Annotated in this window: 16 protein-coding genes; 12 read left to right on the top strand and 4 right to left on the bottom strand. The window is 62.9% G+C overall.

All coding sequences use genetic code 11. The features are described from left to right. Window positions 1-126: 126 nt before the first annotated feature. A complete protein-coding gene (locus JG747_RS27140) occupies window positions 127-2,691 on the top strand; it encodes a caspase family protein (protein WP_202360409.1) in 2,565 nt (854 codons plus the stop codon). Window positions 2,692-2,933: 242 nt separating this feature from the next. After that, window positions 2,934-3,209: a hypothetical protein gene (locus JG747_RS27135; RefSeq protein ID WP_202360408.1), complete on the top strand. Its 276-nt coding sequence runs from the start codon at window positions 2,934-2,936 to the stop codon at window positions 3,207-3,209. Between the two features lie 117 nt (window positions 3,210-3,326). Here the strand turns inward: JG747_RS27135 and JG747_RS27130 are convergent, their stop codons facing one another. The 4 genes from JG747_RS27130 to JG747_RS27115 all read right to left on the bottom strand — a co-directional run bounded on the left by JG747_RS27130 (window position 3,327) and on the right by JG747_RS27115 (window position 6,959). After that, window positions 3,327-4,001 (bottom strand): transglutaminase-like cysteine peptidase, encoded by a 675-nt coding sequence (locus tag JG747_RS27130; protein ID WP_171903324.1) that lies wholly within the window; start codon window positions 3,999-4,001, stop codon window positions 3,327-3,329. Window positions 4,002-4,393: 392 nt separating this feature from the next. Further along, window positions 4,394-4,750: an SIR2 family NAD-dependent protein deacylase gene (locus JG747_RS27125; protein WP_019856986.1), complete on the bottom strand. Its 357-nt coding sequence runs from the start codon at window positions 4,748-4,750 to the stop codon at window positions 4,394-4,396. 64 nt (window positions 4,751-4,814) lie between these two features. Further along, entirely contained in the window at window positions 4,815-6,227 is a 1,413-nt protein-coding gene (tldD, locus tag JG747_RS27120; RefSeq protein WP_202360407.1) for a metalloprotease TldD, read from the bottom strand. A 171-nt stretch (window positions 6,228-6,398) separates the two neighbouring features. Next, entirely contained in the window at window positions 6,399-6,959 is a 561-nt protein-coding gene (locus JG747_RS27115; RefSeq protein ID WP_027046616.1) for an invasion associated locus B family protein, read from the bottom strand. Between the two features lie 376 nt (window positions 6,960-7,335). Between JG747_RS27115 and coxB the strand changes: the two genes are divergently transcribed. From coxB to ispH, 10 genes are all read left to right on the top strand, one after another. Then, on the top strand, window positions 7,336-8,220 hold the full coding sequence (coxB, locus tag JG747_RS27110) for a cytochrome c oxidase subunit II (RefSeq protein WP_027046617.1): 885 nt from the start codon (window positions 7,336-7,338) through the stop codon (window positions 8,218-8,220). Between the two features lie 38 nt (window positions 8,221-8,258). After that, window positions 8,259-9,911 (top strand): cytochrome c oxidase subunit I, encoded by a 1,653-nt coding sequence (gene ctaD / locus JG747_RS27105; RefSeq protein WP_019856990.1) that lies wholly within the window; start codon window positions 8,259-8,261, stop codon window positions 9,909-9,911. Between the two features lie 74 nt (window positions 9,912-9,985). Beyond that, a complete protein-coding gene (locus JG747_RS27100; protein WP_202360406.1) occupies window positions 9,986-10,930 on the top strand; it encodes a heme o synthase in 945 nt (314 codons plus the stop codon). Between the two features lie 2 nt (window positions 10,931-10,932). After that, a complete protein-coding gene (locus JG747_RS27095; RefSeq protein WP_080512128.1) occupies window positions 10,933-11,091 on the top strand; it encodes a hypothetical protein in 159 nt (52 codons plus the stop codon). After that, window positions 11,091-11,723, top strand: coding sequence for a cytochrome c oxidase assembly protein (locus tag JG747_RS27090; protein WP_202360405.1), 633 nt, complete (start codon window positions 11,091-11,093; stop codon window positions 11,721-11,723). Before JG747_RS27095 ends, JG747_RS27090 begins: the two co-directional genes overlap by 1 nt. A 1-nt stretch (window position 11,724) precedes the next feature. Next, entirely contained in the window at window positions 11,725-12,606 is an 882-nt protein-coding gene (locus JG747_RS27085; protein WP_019856993.1) for a cytochrome c oxidase subunit 3, read from the top strand. A 91-nt stretch (window positions 12,607-12,697) separates the two neighbouring features. After that, a complete protein-coding gene (locus JG747_RS27080; RefSeq protein WP_202360404.1) occupies window positions 12,698-13,189 on the top strand; it encodes a L,D-transpeptidase family protein in 492 nt (163 codons plus the stop codon). A 2-nt stretch (window positions 13,190-13,191) separates the two neighbouring features. Continuing rightward, window positions 13,192-13,578: a DUF983 domain-containing protein gene (locus JG747_RS27075; protein WP_019856995.1), complete on the top strand. Its 387-nt coding sequence runs from the start codon at window positions 13,192-13,194 to the stop codon at window positions 13,576-13,578. Beyond that, a complete protein-coding gene (locus tag JG747_RS27070; protein ID WP_064983022.1) occupies window positions 13,575-14,330 on the top strand; it encodes an SURF1 family protein in 756 nt (251 codons plus the stop codon). The genes JG747_RS27075 and JG747_RS27070 overlap by 4 nt, the downstream gene beginning before the upstream one ends. A gap of 87 nt (window positions 14,331-14,417) precedes the next feature. Further along, window positions 14,418-15,428 (top strand): 4-hydroxy-3-methylbut-2-enyl diphosphate reductase, encoded by a 1,011-nt coding sequence (gene ispH, locus JG747_RS27065; protein ID WP_202360403.1) that lies wholly within the window; start codon window positions 14,418-14,420, stop codon window positions 15,426-15,428. Window positions 15,429-15,430 lie beyond the last annotated feature (2 nt).

The raw sequence follows: 15,430 nt of genomic DNA, 5'->3' as shown, positions 1-15,430 counted from the left end.
ACGTTTCGTTGAGACTGGGCACTTCGGCCTCTCCCGGCCCAAAGCGGCCGGATTGACGCCGCAAAGCCGCCTTCTTGTGCCAGCCTAGTCCGGTTGGGGCGGAAGATTCGGCACTCTCACTGACGGATGATCGTAATGCGGACGGTCTCGAAACTTCTCGCTTTCTTCCTCGCCCTCTCCATTTTCGCGTTCGGGTCGACAGCCCTGGCGCTGGCGCAAAGCCAGAAGCGCCTTGCCTTCGTCATCGGCAACGCCGCCTATCCGGCGGGCGCGCTGGCGACGCCGGCCAACGATGCCGGCCTGATTGCCCAGACATTGCAAGCGGCGGGGTTCGACGTGGTCGGCGCGCGCGACGTCGACCAGGAATCGCTGCGCGGCGCCTATCGCGATTTCCTCGCCAAGGTGACGGCAGCCGGTCCCGACGCCGTGGTGTTTGTCTATCTGGCCGGCCAGGGCCTGCAGTTCGAGGGCGAGAACTATTTCGCGCCCGTCGATGCCCAGATCGCCAACGCCGCTGACGTGCCGATGGCCGCGGTGCGGATCTCCGACCTCACCAAGCCGCTTGCAGCGCTGCCGACCAAGGTCAACATCGTCGTGCTCGATGCGGCGCGGCCAAACTCCTTCGCCAAATCGAACCAGCCGCTGGCTGGCGGCCTTGCACTGGTCGATCCCGACCCGAACATGCTGATCGCCTTCAACGCCGCCCCGGGCACGGTCGCGCCGGAAGGCAAAGGACCTTACGGCGCCTATGCGCAGGCGCTTGCCGAGATGATCAGGGATGGCGGCCTGCAGCTTGGTGATGTTTTCGACCGCACGCGCCTGCGCGTCAACGAGGTGACGCAGGGTGCGGAGTTGCCCTGGAACGCCTCCAAGATCACGGAGCCTTTCGTCTTCTTCGACCGCGGGCCGGATGCCCCGCCGCAGCAGGTGTCGTCAGCCGAGGTCGGCGCCATGCGGACCAAGGAAATCCGCGACTTCGATGCGCATGATGCCTATATCGCGGCTGTCGATCGCGACACGATGCGTGGCTACGAGGATTTTCTGGTCGCCTATCCCCACGATCCGATGGCCAGGCGCGTGCGCGCGATCCTGGCGGCGCGGCGCGAGGCGATCACCTGGCGCCAGACCTGGCTGAGGGACACGCCCGAAGCCTACTGGTCCTATCTCGATCGCTATCCGCACGGTCCGCACGCCTGGGACGCAAGGCGCAGGCTCGAGCATTTCGACGCCGCGCTTGAACCGCCGCAGGGCTTTACCGTCTACGCCTACGACGTGCCGCCGCCACCGCCCGATGAGATCGTCTATGTCGACCGGCCCGTGCTCTATTTCGACGACCCGGAATTCGATTTCGCGCCACCGCCACCCGTGGCGGTCATCTTCCTGCCGCCGCGGCCGCGCGACTTCATTGAACTGGCACCGCCGCCGCCGCCAGTCGGAATCTTCCTTCTGCCGACGCCTGTTTTCGTGCCGGTGCCTGCCTGGGTGAACCCGCCGCGTGATATCTCCCCGCCGCCGAACGACGTCATCTTCAACAACATCCACAACACAACGATCATCAACAACACGACGATCAACGAGAACAACAACCAGGGCGGTGGCCTCACCACCGGCCAGAAACTGACTGCTGGCGCCGTGGGCCTGGGTGCGGCGGCGCTGGCAACGAAGGTCGCGTTGCCGGCCTTCCTGCAGAAAAAGGAAACCGTGCTGTCCAAGCAGAGTCCCGGTGGCCTCCCGTTGAAGCCGGGGCAGGGTGGCCAGCAGCCGGGCGGTGTCACGCCGCTGTCGAAGACATTGCCTGCCAACAAACTGACGGGTCATGCCTTGCCCGGCGCCGACGGCAACACGCTGCCGCTCGTCAATGGCAAGCCGGTGCTGAATGGGCAGAACCTGCCCAACAACCCGAATCTGCCGAAGCAGAACCCGGGCGGCCTCCCGCCGAAGCCGGGGCAGGGTGGGCAGCAGCCGGGCGGTGTCACGCCGCTGTCGAAGACATTGCCTGCCGACAAGCGGACGGGTCATGCCTTGCCCGGCGCCGACGGCAACACGCTGCCGCTCGTCAATGGCAAGCCGGTGCTCAATGGACAGAACCTGCCGAAGAACAAGTCCAGGAAGCTCCTGAACAATCAGGCCACGGCAGGTGGAAACGCCGTGACCGGCAACCCGGTGGTTAATGGGCAAAACGGGGCCAATGGCCAGGGCAATGGGCAAGGCCAGAATGGTACCGGCAAGACCGGCAAGGATGCCAAGTTGCGCAAGATCCCGGGCGTCAACGGCACGTCCGCGGCGAATGGGGTGAACAACCCACCAGCGCTTATTGGCCAGAATTCAGGCCAGAACCCGCCCAGCGGCAAGTTCAAGAAGCTTCACAATCAGGGCGGCGGCCAGACGAACGGTCAGGCCAATGGGCAAGGCAATGGGGCACAGGGCAATGGCAACGGTCCCAAATTCCACAGTTTGCCTGCCAACGGAAATGGAGGTGGCAATGTCCAGCAGAAATTCAAGGTCAACAACGGCAACCCGCAGCTGAAGGTGCAGGGTCAGCCCAGGCCGCAGAGGCCGGAGTTCCACGCCCAGCCGAAGCAGCAAATGCAGCAGCAGGTGCAGCGGCAGGCACAGCCAAGGCCGCCGCAGCCGCCGGCCGTCAAGAAGCCGTCTTGCGGGCACCCCAATGAGCCCGCTTGCAAGAAATAGCGCATGTCGGCCAGAGGTGGTTCGGCCTGGGTCGGGACATGCATGAGACAAAGGCTTGAAACGCGTCGCTGGTCGCGTTGTGTGAGGTAACCGGCCGTGTCGGCCGGCGACAAAACATGGCGGGCCGTGGCGGTTAACCGCGATCAGATCACAACTGCGTGGTTGGCCACGACCAAGATTGCGCAGTGCCTCGGCCCGCTGGTACCCAGTCGGCGCCGGGGGGTCTCAACGGAGTGAGCACAATGAGGATTGCAAACCTTCTGACGTCCATCGCCCTGGCCGGGTTCATAGCGACGGGAGTCGCCGCGGCAGCGACGACAGCAGCGACCACGACCACGGCTGCCCCGGCCGCCACCACGGCCGCCCCGGCGAAGAAATCGGCGGCCTCTGCCATGACGCCGGAGAAGACCGCGATTTCCAAGCAATGTTCCGCACTCGCGGACGCCAAGAAGCTCCACGGCAAGGCGCGCGAGAAGTTCCGGGCCGATTGCAAGAAGAACGGTGGCAAGGCCACCTGATCAACAGCTGATTTCGGCTATTGCCGCCAGCCTAGGCTGGCGGCAATTCCTTCATCCCGAGCGCTGAAACTCATCGGACGTCGGTGGCGCCTGGACTGCTACGGCCATAAAGGTTGCTCAATCTACGAGCTTGGCAACGTTCGTGAGGGTCTGCGGCGTGCCGCCCCGCTGGTTGATCGACACCCAGATATTCGGGTTCTGCTGCGACTGGCGTTTCACGAAGTAGTAGCCGGTCGCGTTCCACGGCCTGATTTCGTCGACCAGATTGTCCAGGACCAGATCGCCCTTGTCGGTTTTCACCGTCAGGATGGTGTGGCCTTCATTGTCGAGGTCGTGCACCACGGTCATCAGCAGCGCCTGCCGGGGGAACCCGGCCTCCTGAAGAAGCTTGCGCTTGTAGAGTGCGTAGATCTTGCAGTCACCCTTACCGTCAACCGGGTAATCCCAGTGGTCCGCCATCGTGCCCCAGTGGTCGAAATTGCTGACGGGCTTGATGGAACTGTTCGCCTTTTGATTTATCCGCTTCAGAGTGCGCAGGTTCTGCGCGGTCAGCTTGACGTTTGTGGCCGGCAGAGCGGGCACCTTGCACTCTTTTGGCCGGCGATGGCAGAAATCGACCCAGCCGTAGGGGACGCTGGTAGGACCACCGACCGTGACGGCAGAAGATTGCGTCGATCGTACTTTGAACCACGTCGACTGTGCTGATGCCGGAGCGGCTTGCAGCGCTGTCGCGCCGATCAACGAAACCAAGCCAAGCAGGATTGACGAAGTCAGGACCGAAGAATGCCGCATTGCCGAAACCACCATCGCAACGAGGAACTGGTGCTGCGTCGTGCGCAAAAAGGCAGCCCAGGCAGTTTAACAGTTACTAATTTCCTAATGCGAATTGTGTTCACTTCAAGGTGATGATCGCGGACGATCTGATTGGCATCAATCGCTAACGCGGCGTCGGGGTGCTTCGGCGAGCCCCCCGCATCCATTTCTCCCAGCGTCTTCGGTTTGGCCCTCCGGGGCAGGGACGCGAACACGTCCTCAGGCCGCGTTAAAGGAAGGACCGGAGCAGCTTGTGTGACTTGATCATCGGATGCACTGACGGCTTTGAGCTTTTTTCCGTTGACCATCATGGTTCCTCTCTCGACATACGCGGATATTGATCGCCCCGATTTCCGAGGCGACACGGGCTGTCAGCCGACGCCCGAAAGAATCCGCCCCACGAAAGCCGGCACCACTTGTGTCGCCGGTCCTTCCAACTGTTCGTCGAAGCGGGAGGCCCAGCCGGCGCACTTTAGGTTGAGTTCGATCGTCACGGCGCCGGCGGCGCGCGCCTCCTCGGCGGCGTTCGGCCCGACACTGTCCATCTGCCGCCGCCGCATGTTGTAGAAATCCTGCACCTTGGCGGGGTCGCGAGCAAAGCCTTCGGGCGTCGCAACGTCCTCAAGGTTGAATTTGGCCCAGACGCCATCGGGATCGCGAAAGGTCGCGACGCCCGATTCCGCCGAAAGGCCGGCGCCCGTCAGGATGACGATCTTGGATCGGGACATTGTCAGGCCGCCCCAACTCGGAAACATCACTTTGGCGGGCGATGTTACCGGAACGGCCCGAGCCTCAAACCCTGGTGCCGCCCACCGTCATCTGGTTCATCCTGAGATGCGGCTGGCCGACGCCGACCGGCACGCCCTGTCCGGCCTTGCCGCACATGCCGATGCCATTGTCGAGCTTCATGTCGTTGCCGACCATCGAGACGCGGTGCATGGCGTCGGGCCCGTTGCCGATCAGCATGGCGCCCTTGATCGGCTGCGTCACCTTGCCGTTCTCGATCATGTAGGCCTCGGTGCAGCCGAACACGAATTTGCCTGAGGTGATGTCGACCTGGCCGCCGCCGAAGGAGACGGCGTAGATGCCGTTCTTGACCGAGGCGATGATCTCGTCCGGTTCCATGTCGCCTGACGTCATGTAGGTGTTGGTCATGCGCGGCATCGGTTGGTGCGCGTAGCCTTCGCGCCTTCCGTTGCCGGTGGCTCTCATGCCCATCAGTCGTGCGTTCTGCCGGTCCTGCATGTAGCCGACCAGTTTGCCGTCCTGGATCAGCACGTTGCGGGCCGAGGGCGTGCCTTCATCGTCGACGGTGAGCGAGCCGCGCCGCTCCGGGATGGTGCCGTCGTCGACGACGGTGACGCCCTTGGCGGCGACCTGCTGGCCCAGCAGGCCGGCGAAGGCCGAGGTCTTCTTGCGGTTGAAATCGCCTTCCAGCCCGTGCCCGACGGCCTCGTGCAGCATGACGCCCGGCCAGCCGCTGGACAGCACGATGTCGAATGTGCCGGCCGGAGCTGGGATGGCCTCGAGATTGACCAGCGCCTGCCTCAGCGCTTCCTTGGCGGCATGCTTCCAGCTGTCCTCGATCAGGAAGTCGCCGAATGCCTTGCGTCCGCCCATGCCGTAGGAGCCGCTTTCCTGGCGGTCGCCGTCGCCGACGACGACCGAGACGTTGATGCGGACCAGCGGCCTGATATCGCGCACCATCTGGCCGTCGGCGCGCACGATCTCGACATGCTGCCAGGACGCGGCGAGCGAGGCCGTCACCTGGCGCACGCGTGGATCCTCGGCGCGCAGCCAGGCGTCGATTTCTTGCAGCAGCTTCGCTTTGGCCTCGAAGGAGGGCGAGGGGATCGGGTTCTCGTCGCCGTAGAGATGGCGGTTGGTGCGGGCAGGGGCAGCGGCAAGCGTTCCGGAATAGCCGCCCTTGACGGTCGAGACCGCAGCGGCCGCGCGCAGCAGCGAGGCTTCGGAGAGGTCGCTCGAATGGGCGTAGCCGCTGGCTTCACCCGCGACGGCACGCAGGCCAAAGCCCTGGTCGGTGTTGAAATTGGCGGTCTTCAGCCGGCCATTGTCGAACATCAGCGCCTCGCTCTCGCTGTATTCGAGAAACAGTTCGCCGTCGTCGGCGCCGTTGATGGTGTCGGCGACGATCTGCTTTATGCGATCGTCGGAAATATCGAATTGGCCGATCAGGCTGTTCATGGCGCGTCCGTCCGTGGGAAGATTGCTTTCCCCCGATGTAGGCGCGAAGCCGCGCTCGCACAATCGGCAATGACGATCGGCGTCGGCGAATGACGACGGCCAGCCGATGCGGCATTCAGATGCGGCATTCAGGAGAGCTGCGTCAGAACCTGGTTCTGCCCAAGCTCGGGATCAGGGAAGGGCGGCGAAGCCGTCGGCAAAACCCTTGAGGTCGACAGGGATGCCGATGCCTTCTTCCGGCGTCTGGAAGACGATGAACGTCGCCGACGTGCCGGTCTTCAGCGTGTCGAGCAACGGCTTTTCGAGGATGACCTCGGCATAGCAGCCGTCCTGGAAGCAGCGCACGAAATAGGCGCGGCCAATGTCCTTGCCGTCGACATTGAGGCCGAGCCCGTTCGGCAAAAGCACGCCGAGCGGCGCCAGCACGCGCAGGATCTCGGCCTTGTTGTCGGCGGTGCGCAGCACGACCACCGACAGCCCCATCTCCGGACGGTCCTCGGCGACGACATTTTGCATCATCACGCATTGTTCGGAGGTGGCGCCCGCCGGCGTGTCGCAGATGATCGACCAGGCACCATGCGTCGAGCGCACCGTGCCGCTCGGCTGGGCGGCATTGGCCTGACCGGCCACGAACAGACCGGCCGCGGACAAAGCGGCAAGAAACATGGCCTTGACCAAGGTGCTCGAAAGCTCCGGTCTCGTATGCCCCAGTCTCGAAAGCCAAGAGTTCATGACGGCTCCATTGCGAATCACGGCACTTTAAGCCGCGCCAATGCCAAGTAAAGGACGAGACCGCTGCCGAACTGTCCCGAAACAGGCAATACAGCGCTTTTCTCTGTCAAATTCGCCTGAATTACGACGCATCGCGCACCTCGCCAACATGAGGCGAGCAGCCTGCCGGACATACGCGATTCGCCGCCATCGCCGCTGCCCCGGAAGAGCCGTCTCACCTTGCGCGCAAAAATGCCGCACAGTTTCCTCCGCTCCTTTCTTGCGGAGGGAAAAAGAGTATGGTTTGAACCAGTTTGAGACTGTCGGGATTCCCGTCCCGGCATTGTTCGTTATTCTCGTTGGCACCGCCGCGAGGAACTGGGAGACGAAGAGGGCGATGAGAAATTTCCTAGCAGACGCCAAGTTTCTAGCCAGTGCTGGGGCTGCCACCGCGCTTTTCGCGGTCACGTCCGCCCATGCAGACCAGCCCGTGGCGTGGGAGACGACCTTCCAGGCGCCGGCGACCGACATGATGCGGCAGATCGAATGGTTCGGGAACTACACGATGTGGTTCATCGTCCCGATCACCATTCTGGTGCTACTTCTCCTCGCCTACTGCATCGTCAGGTTCCGCGCGAGCGCAAACCCGGTTCCCTCCAAGACCAGCCACAACACGCTGATCGAGGTGATCTGGACCGTCGGCCCGGTCGTGATCCTGCTCTGTCTCGCCATCCCCTCATTCCAGCTCCTGACCGCGCAGTACACTCCGCCGGAGGAAGCCAAGCTGACCGTCAAGGCGACCGGCAACCAGTGGAACTGGGACTATGAATACCAGACCGACAACACGCTCTCCTTCAATTCGGCCATCCTTCAGGATGGCGACCGCGCCAAGGCTGGCAAGGAGGATCGCAAGGTCTATCCGCGCCTGCTCGCCGTCGACAATGAGCTGGTGGTGCCGGTCAACACTATGACGCGCGTGCTCGTCACCGCGACCGACGTGATCCACTCCTTCGCCATGCCGTCCTTCGGCATCAAGATCGACGCCATTCCGGGGCGCACCAACGAGACCTGGTTCAAGGCGGAGAAGGAAGGCCTCTATTATGGTCAGTGCTCGCAGCTTTGCGGCAAGGACCATGCCTTCATGCCGATCGCCATTCGTGTCGTCTCCGACGCGCAGTTCAAGACCTGGCTGGCTGCGGCCAAGACCGATCTGCCCGGCGCCAACAAGACGCTGATGGCCGAGGTCGATGGCCAGAACAAGGTAGCGGCCGCCGGCAATTGATGCCGCGGGTTAGCAAGATTTAGGGAACGGAGCGGAACATGGCAGACGCTGCAGCTCACGACAGCCACGACCACAAGCCTTATCATGGCTGGGTGCGCTGGGTCTATTCGACCAACCACAAGGACATCGGCACGCTCTACCTGATCTTCGCGATCATGGCTGGCATCATCGGCGGCGCGCTGTCGGTCGCCATCCGCATGGAGCTGCAGGAGCCTGGCATCCAGATCTTCAGCGGTCTGGCGCAGATGGTCTACGGCATGAACGGTGACGCGGCGGTCGACGGCGGCAAGAGCATGTACAATGCCTTCGCCACCGCGCATGCGCTGATCATGATCTTCTTCATGGTCATGCCGGCGCTGATCGGCGGCTTCGCCAACTGGATGGTGCCGATCATGATCGGTGCGCCCGACATGGCGTTCCCGCGCATGAACAACATCTCCTTCTGGCTGCTGCCGCCGGCCTTCATCCTGCTGCTCACCTCGATGTTCGTGCCGAGTGCGCCGGGCGCCTACGGTGTCGGCGGCGGCTGGACGCTCTATCCGCCGCTGTCGACCTCGGGTCAGCCGGGCCCGGCCATGGATCTGGCGATCCTGTCGATCCACATCGCCGGTGCCTCGTCGATCCTCGGCGCCATCAACTTCATCACCACCATCTTCAACATGCGCGCTCCGGGCATGACGCTGCACAAGATGCCGCTGTTCGCCTGGTCGGTGCTGGTCACTGCCTTCCTGCTGCTGCTGTCCCTGCCGGTCCTGGCCGGTGGCATCACCATGCTGCTCACCGACCGCAATTTCGGCACCACCTTCTTTGCCCCCGATGGCGGCGGCGATCCGCTGCTGTTCCAGCACCTGTTCTGGTTCTTCGGCCATCCGGAAGTGTACATCCTGATCCTGCCGGGCTTCGGCATCATCAGCCATATCGTCTCGACCTTCTCGAAGAAGCCGGTGTTCGGTTATCTCGGCATGGCATACGCCATGGTCGCGATCGGCGCCGTCGGCTTCATCGTCTGGGCGCACCACATGTATACGACCGGCCTGTCGCTCGACACGCAGCGCTACTTCGTTTTTGCCACCATGGTCATCGCGGTGCCGACGGGCGTGAAGATCTTCTCTTGGATCGCGACGATGTGGGGCGGGTCGATCTCGTTCAAGACGCCGATGCTGTGGGCGCTGGGCTTCATCTTCCTGTTCACCATCGGCGGCGTCACCGGCGTCCAGCTGGCCAATGCCGGCCTCGACCGCTCGCTGCACGACACCTATTTCGTCATCGCCCACTTCCACTACGTGCTGTCGCTGGGCGCGGTGTTCGCCATCTTCGCCGGCTGGTACTACTGGTTCCCCAAGATGACCGGCTACATGTATTCGCCCGTGATCGCCAACACCCACTTCTGGGTCACCTTCGTCGGCGTCAACCTGATCTTCTTCCCGCAGCACTTCCTTGGCCTGGCCGGCATGCCGCGCCGCACCATCGACTATCCGGACGCGTTTGCCGGCTGGAACTACGTGTCGTCGATCGGCTCCTATATCTCGGCCGTCGGCGTGGTGATCTTCCTCTACGGCGTGTTCGAAGCCTTCCAGAAGAAGCGGATCGCCGGCGCCAACCCATGGGGCGAGGGTGCCACCACGCTCGAATGGCAGCTGCCTTCGCCGCCGCCGTTCCACCAGTGGGAGCAGCTGCCGAAGATCAAGTAAGGCGGCTCCCGCCCGAATACAAAACCGCCGGTCCGCCGGCGGTTTTGGCCAACGGAATGATGGACTGAGTACGCATGGCCCTAGTCGACGAAACCAGCATTGACGAAGCGGGCTTCCGCATGTCGGAAGCGACGGCGGGCGATTTCTTCGCCCTGCTGAAGCCGCGCGTCATGTCGCTGGTAGTGTTCACGGCCTTTGTCGGGCTTGTCGCCGCCCCGGTGACCATCAACCCGCTGCTGGCTGTGATCGCCATCCTGTCCATCGCCATTGGCGCCGGCGCCTCGGGCGCGCTCAACATGTGGTACGACGCCGACATCGACGCGGTGATGACCAGAACCGCAAGCCGTCCGGTGCCGTCCGGCCGCATCCAGCCGCACGAGGCGCTCAGCTTCGGCCTGGTGCTGTCGGTGTTGTCGGTGATGACGCTCGGCGTGCTGGTCAACTGGCTGTCGGCAACGCTGCTGGCCTTCACCATCTTCTTCTATGCCGTCGTCTACACGATGTGGCTGAAGCGCTGGACGCCGCAGAACATCGTCATCGGCGGCGCGGCCGGCGCCATTCCGCCGGTGATCGGCTGGGCCGCGGTGACCGGATCGGTCAGCCTCGAAAGCATCGTCCTGTTCCTGATCATCTTCCTGTGGACGCCGCCGCATTTCTGGGCGCTCGCGCTGTTCAAGTCGGGGGACTATGAGCGTGCGGGCATCCCGATGATGCCCAATGTCGCCGGCCACGCGTCGACCCGCCGTCAGATTTTCGCTTATGCACTGGTGCTGGCCCCGGTCGGCGTGGCGCCGTGGCTGCTTGGCTACACGACGCCTTTCTATGGCGTGGCCGCCATGCTGCTTGGGGTTGGCTTTGTCTGGTATGCGTGGAAAGTGCTCGGTATGGCCGACGACGACCGCGCCATGAAGCCGGCCAAGGCGCTGTTCGCCTATTCGTTGCTTTATCTCTTCGTCATCTTCGCTGCCTACCTGGCCGACAGCGTTGTCGAACGCGCGCTTGCCATGGGTTGGACATGATCATGGTCGAGGAAAAGCTTGAGACGGTCACCTTGACCGAGCGTCAGAGGAAGGCCCAGCGAAGCCGATCCATTGCGATCGGCGTGGCGCTGGCGGTGCTTGTGGTCATTTTCTACATCGCCACGATCATCAAGTTCGGCCACAATCTGGGCACGATGTGATGAGCGTCGAGACGTCCAAAAAACCGGCCGGCAAGAACAGCAACCGCATCGTCGCTGCGGTGTGCCTTGCCTTCTTCACGGGCATGATCGGCATGGCCTATGCCGCCGTGCCTCTCTACAAAATGTTCTGCCAGGCGACCGGCTATGGCGGCACGACGCAACGTGTCGAGAAGCAGTATGCCGGCCGTGTGCTCGACCGTGAGATCACCGTGCGTTTCGACGCCAATGTTGCCGGTGTGCCGTGGGAATTCCAGCCGGTCCAGCGCTCAATGACCATGAAGATAGGCGAGACCGTGCAGGCGCATTATCAGGCGACCAACAAGTTCGATCGCCCCGTCACCGGCCGCGCCACCTTCAACGTGCAGCCGGAACTGGCGGGCCCGTATTTCAACAAGGTCGAGTGTTTCTGCTTCACCGATACGTCGCTGAAGCCTGACGAGACGCTGGACATGCCGGTCCTGTTCTACGTGGACCCCGATATCGTGAATGTGCCGGAACTGAAGGACGTGAAGACGATCACGCTGTCCTACACGATGTTCCCGGCCGAGAAGAACAAGCCGGTTGCCTCTTCGGAGCCGGTACAAGGCACCAGCAAGACAGTTTCAGATACCGAAGCAAATCTCGGGGGTTGATATGGCAGACGCGCACGCAAAACCACAGCATGACTATCATCTGGTCAATCCGAGCCCATGGCCTTTCCTGGGATCGGTAGGCGCACTCGTCACCGCCTTTGGCGGCGTCTGCCTCATGGAGTATTTGAAGGGCGGCTCCTTCCCGATCTTCGGCCACAACATCGCCAATCCGTGGCTGTTCTTCATCGGCCTGGTGATCGTCCTCTACACCATGTTCGCCTGGTGGTCGGACACGATCAAGGAAGCGCATGAGGGCCATCACACGCGTGTCGTGTCGCTGCATCTGCGCTACGGCATGATCATGTTCATCGCGTCTGAGGTGATGTTCTTCGTCGCCTGGTTCTGGGCCTATTTCGACGCCAGCCTTTTTGCCGGTGAGGTGCAGAACTATGCGCGCCACACATTTACCGGTGGTGTCTGGCCGCCGAAGGGCATGGAGGTTCTCGACCCCTTCCACCTGCCGCTCTACAACACCATCATCCTGCTGCTGTCGGGCACCACGGTCACCTGGGCGCACCATTCGCTTATCCATGGCGATCGCAAGGGCCTGATCAACGGCCTGGTGCTGACCGTCGGCCTCGGCATGCTGTTCACCATGGTGCAGGCCTACGAGTACATACACGCTCCGTTCGGCTTCAAGGATTCCATCTACGGCGCCACCTTCTTCATGGCGACCGGCTTCCACGGGTTCCATGTCATCATCGGCACCATCTTCCTGCTGGTTTGCCTGATCCGCGCGATGAAGGGTGATTTCACCCCCAAGCAGCATTTCGGCTTCGAGGCGGCCGCCTGGTACTGGCACTTCGTCGATGTGGTCTGGCTGTTCCTGTTCTCGGCGATCTATGTCTGGGGATCGGCTGGTGCGGTGATCGAAGGCCACTGATCCGGCCTTTGGGATTTTGATTTCAAGAAGGCGGCCGCGGCGACGTGGCCGCCTTCTTCTTTTCGGCGAAATGATCGCCGATCGGTTGCCAATGCGGCAGACAATTCCCTGGGCGATTTGCGCGTTCATCCTCCTGGCATTTCCGGCCTTTGCGGCTGAGCAGGTCGATCTGGTGCGTGTCCACAAGGCGGAGCGGCTACTGGAACTGATCGGCGACGGCAAGGTCGTGCGCCGCTACGGCATTGCGCTTGGCGGGGATCCCGTCGGCCATAAGCAACAGGAGGGCGACCAGCGCACGCCCGAGGGGCGCTATATGCTCGATTGGCGCAACCCCAACAGCATCGCGCACAGATCGATCCACATCTCCTATCCCAGTGCCGACGATCTGGTGGCGGCAAAGGCGCGCAATGTCGACGTCGGTGGCATGATCATGATCCACGGCCAACCCAATGGTTTCGGCTGGTGGGGCTGGCTGCTTCAATTGGTCGACTGGACTGATGGCTGCATTGCCGTTACGGACTCCGACATGGACGAAATCTGGGCAATGGTGGCCGATGGGACACCGATAGAGATCGAGCAGTAGCGATGAGTGAAGACAAGGCGATCTGGCCTCCGATCGATCCGATTTCGGCCGGCCTGCACGGCCGCTGCCCGCGCTGCGGCGAAGGGCGGCTGTTTTCCGGCTTCCTCACCGTCGGCAAACGCTGCGTCAATTGCGGCCTCGATTATTCCTTCGCCGATGCGGGCGATGGACCGGCGGTCTTCGTCATCCTGATCATCGGCTTCATCATCGTCGGCCTGGCGCTCTGGGTCGAGGTGACGCTGAGCCCGCCGCTGTGGCTGCATCTGCTGGTCTGGATCCCGCTGGCCCTGGTGCTGTGCCTGACGGCGCTGCGGCTGATCAAGGGCGTGCTGCTCACTCTCCAATATGCCAACAAGGCGGCCGAAGGCCGGCTGGACCGCGGCGAATGAGCGAGGCAGCCATCAAAGGTGCCGGCCGTTCGCGGCCACGATCGGCATTGCTGCTCGGCCTTGGCCTGGTGCTGCTTTTGATCCTGCTGGCGCTCGGCACCTGGCAGGTCCAGCGCCTGCACTGGAAGGAAGGTCTCCTGCAGACCATCGACCAGCGCACGCATTCTGCGCCGCTGCCGCTGGCCGAAGTCGAGAAGGAATTCGCCTCCACCGGCGACGTCGACTACACGCCGGTCACGGTCTCCGGCACGTTCCTGCATTCGGGCGAACGGCATTTCTACGCGACCTGGGAAGGTGATGCCGGCTTCAACGTCTACACGCCGCTTGCCCTCGATGATGGCCGCTTCGTGCTGATCAATCGTGGTTTCATACCCTATGATCTGAAAGACCCGGCCAAGCGCGCCAAGGGGCAGATCCCAGGCAAGGTGACCATCACCGGGCTTGCCCGCAATCCGTTGCCGGCAAAGCCGTCGATGATGCTTCCCGACAATGACGTGGCAAAGAACATCTTCTACTGGAAGGACCGCGACGCCATGGCGGCGAGCGCCGGCCTGCCGGCCGGGTTCACGCTGGTGCCGATCTTCATCGATGCCGACAAGACGCCGAATCCCGGCGGTCTGCCGATCGGCGGTGTCACCATCATCGACCTGCCGAACAGCCATCTGCAGTATGCGATGACCTGGTATGGGCTTGCCGCGGCACTGGCCGCAGTGCTCATCCTGCGGCTTCGCCGTCCCGCGAAAGAAGAATGACCGCGCGCGACGCCCCTTTCTACCGACGCCCTTGACAGGGCAGGGCTAGGCACCTCATTTCGGCGCTGACGAACCGGCCAGGATTTAATGCATCAGACAACCAACAAGCCTCCGCTGACGATCCGGCTCTGCCAGCCGCGCGGTTTCTGCGCCGGCGTCGACCGTGCCATCCAGATCGTCGTGCTGGCGCTGAAGAAATACGGCGCGCCGGTCTATGTCCGCCACGAGATCGTGCACAACCGTTACGTTGTCGAAGGGCTGCAAAGCCTCGGCGCCGTCTTCATTGAAGAACTTTCCGAGATCCCGGCCGAACACCGGCAGTCGCCGGTCGTCTTCTCGGCGCACGGCGTGCCGAAATCGGTGCCGGCGGACGCGCAGGCGCGCAACCTGTTCTATCTCGACGCTACCTGCCCGCTGGTCTCCAAGGTCCACAAACAGGCGATGCGCCATCAGCGGCTTGGCCGCCATGTGCTGTTGATCGGCCACGCCGGGCACCCCGAGGTTATCGGCACCATGGGCCAGTTGCCGGACGGCGCAGTCACGCTGGTCGAGACCGAGGCCGATGCCGCCAGGCTCGTGACCGCCGATCCGAAGGCGCTTGGCTTCGTCACCCAGACCACACTATCAGTCGAGGACACCGCCGGCATTATCCGTGCGCTGCGGGAGCGCTTTCCCGATCTGTATGCGCCGGCGGCGGAATCAATCTGCTACGCAACCACCAACCGCCAGGAAGCGGTCAAGGACACCGCCCCTGGCGCAGATCTCTACCTGATCGTCGGCGCTCCCAATTCCTCCAATTCGCGGCGCCTTGTCGAAGTGGCCGAGCGTGCCGGCGCCACAATGTCGCTTCTCGTGCAGCGCGCAGCCGAGATTCCGTGGAATGACATCGGCAACATTTCGACGCTCGGCCTGTCGGCTGGGGCATCGGCGCCGGAGATCATCGTCGACGAGATCATCGACGCGTTTCGCCAGCGCTTCGATGTCACCATCGACCTCGCCATCACGGCCACCGAAACAGAGGATTTTCCGGTCATGCGGGTACTGCGCGATGTCGAACTGACGCCGGCCGATATGGCCTTCGTCAATGGGGCCGCGTAAGG

It is taken from the genome of Mesorhizobium sp. 131-3-5, assembly GCF_016756575.1.
Taxonomy (GTDB): domain Bacteria; phylum Pseudomonadota; class Alphaproteobacteria; order Rhizobiales; family Rhizobiaceae; genus Mesorhizobium; species Mesorhizobium jarvisii.
This window is presented reverse-complemented; position numbering and strand designations above follow the sequence as displayed.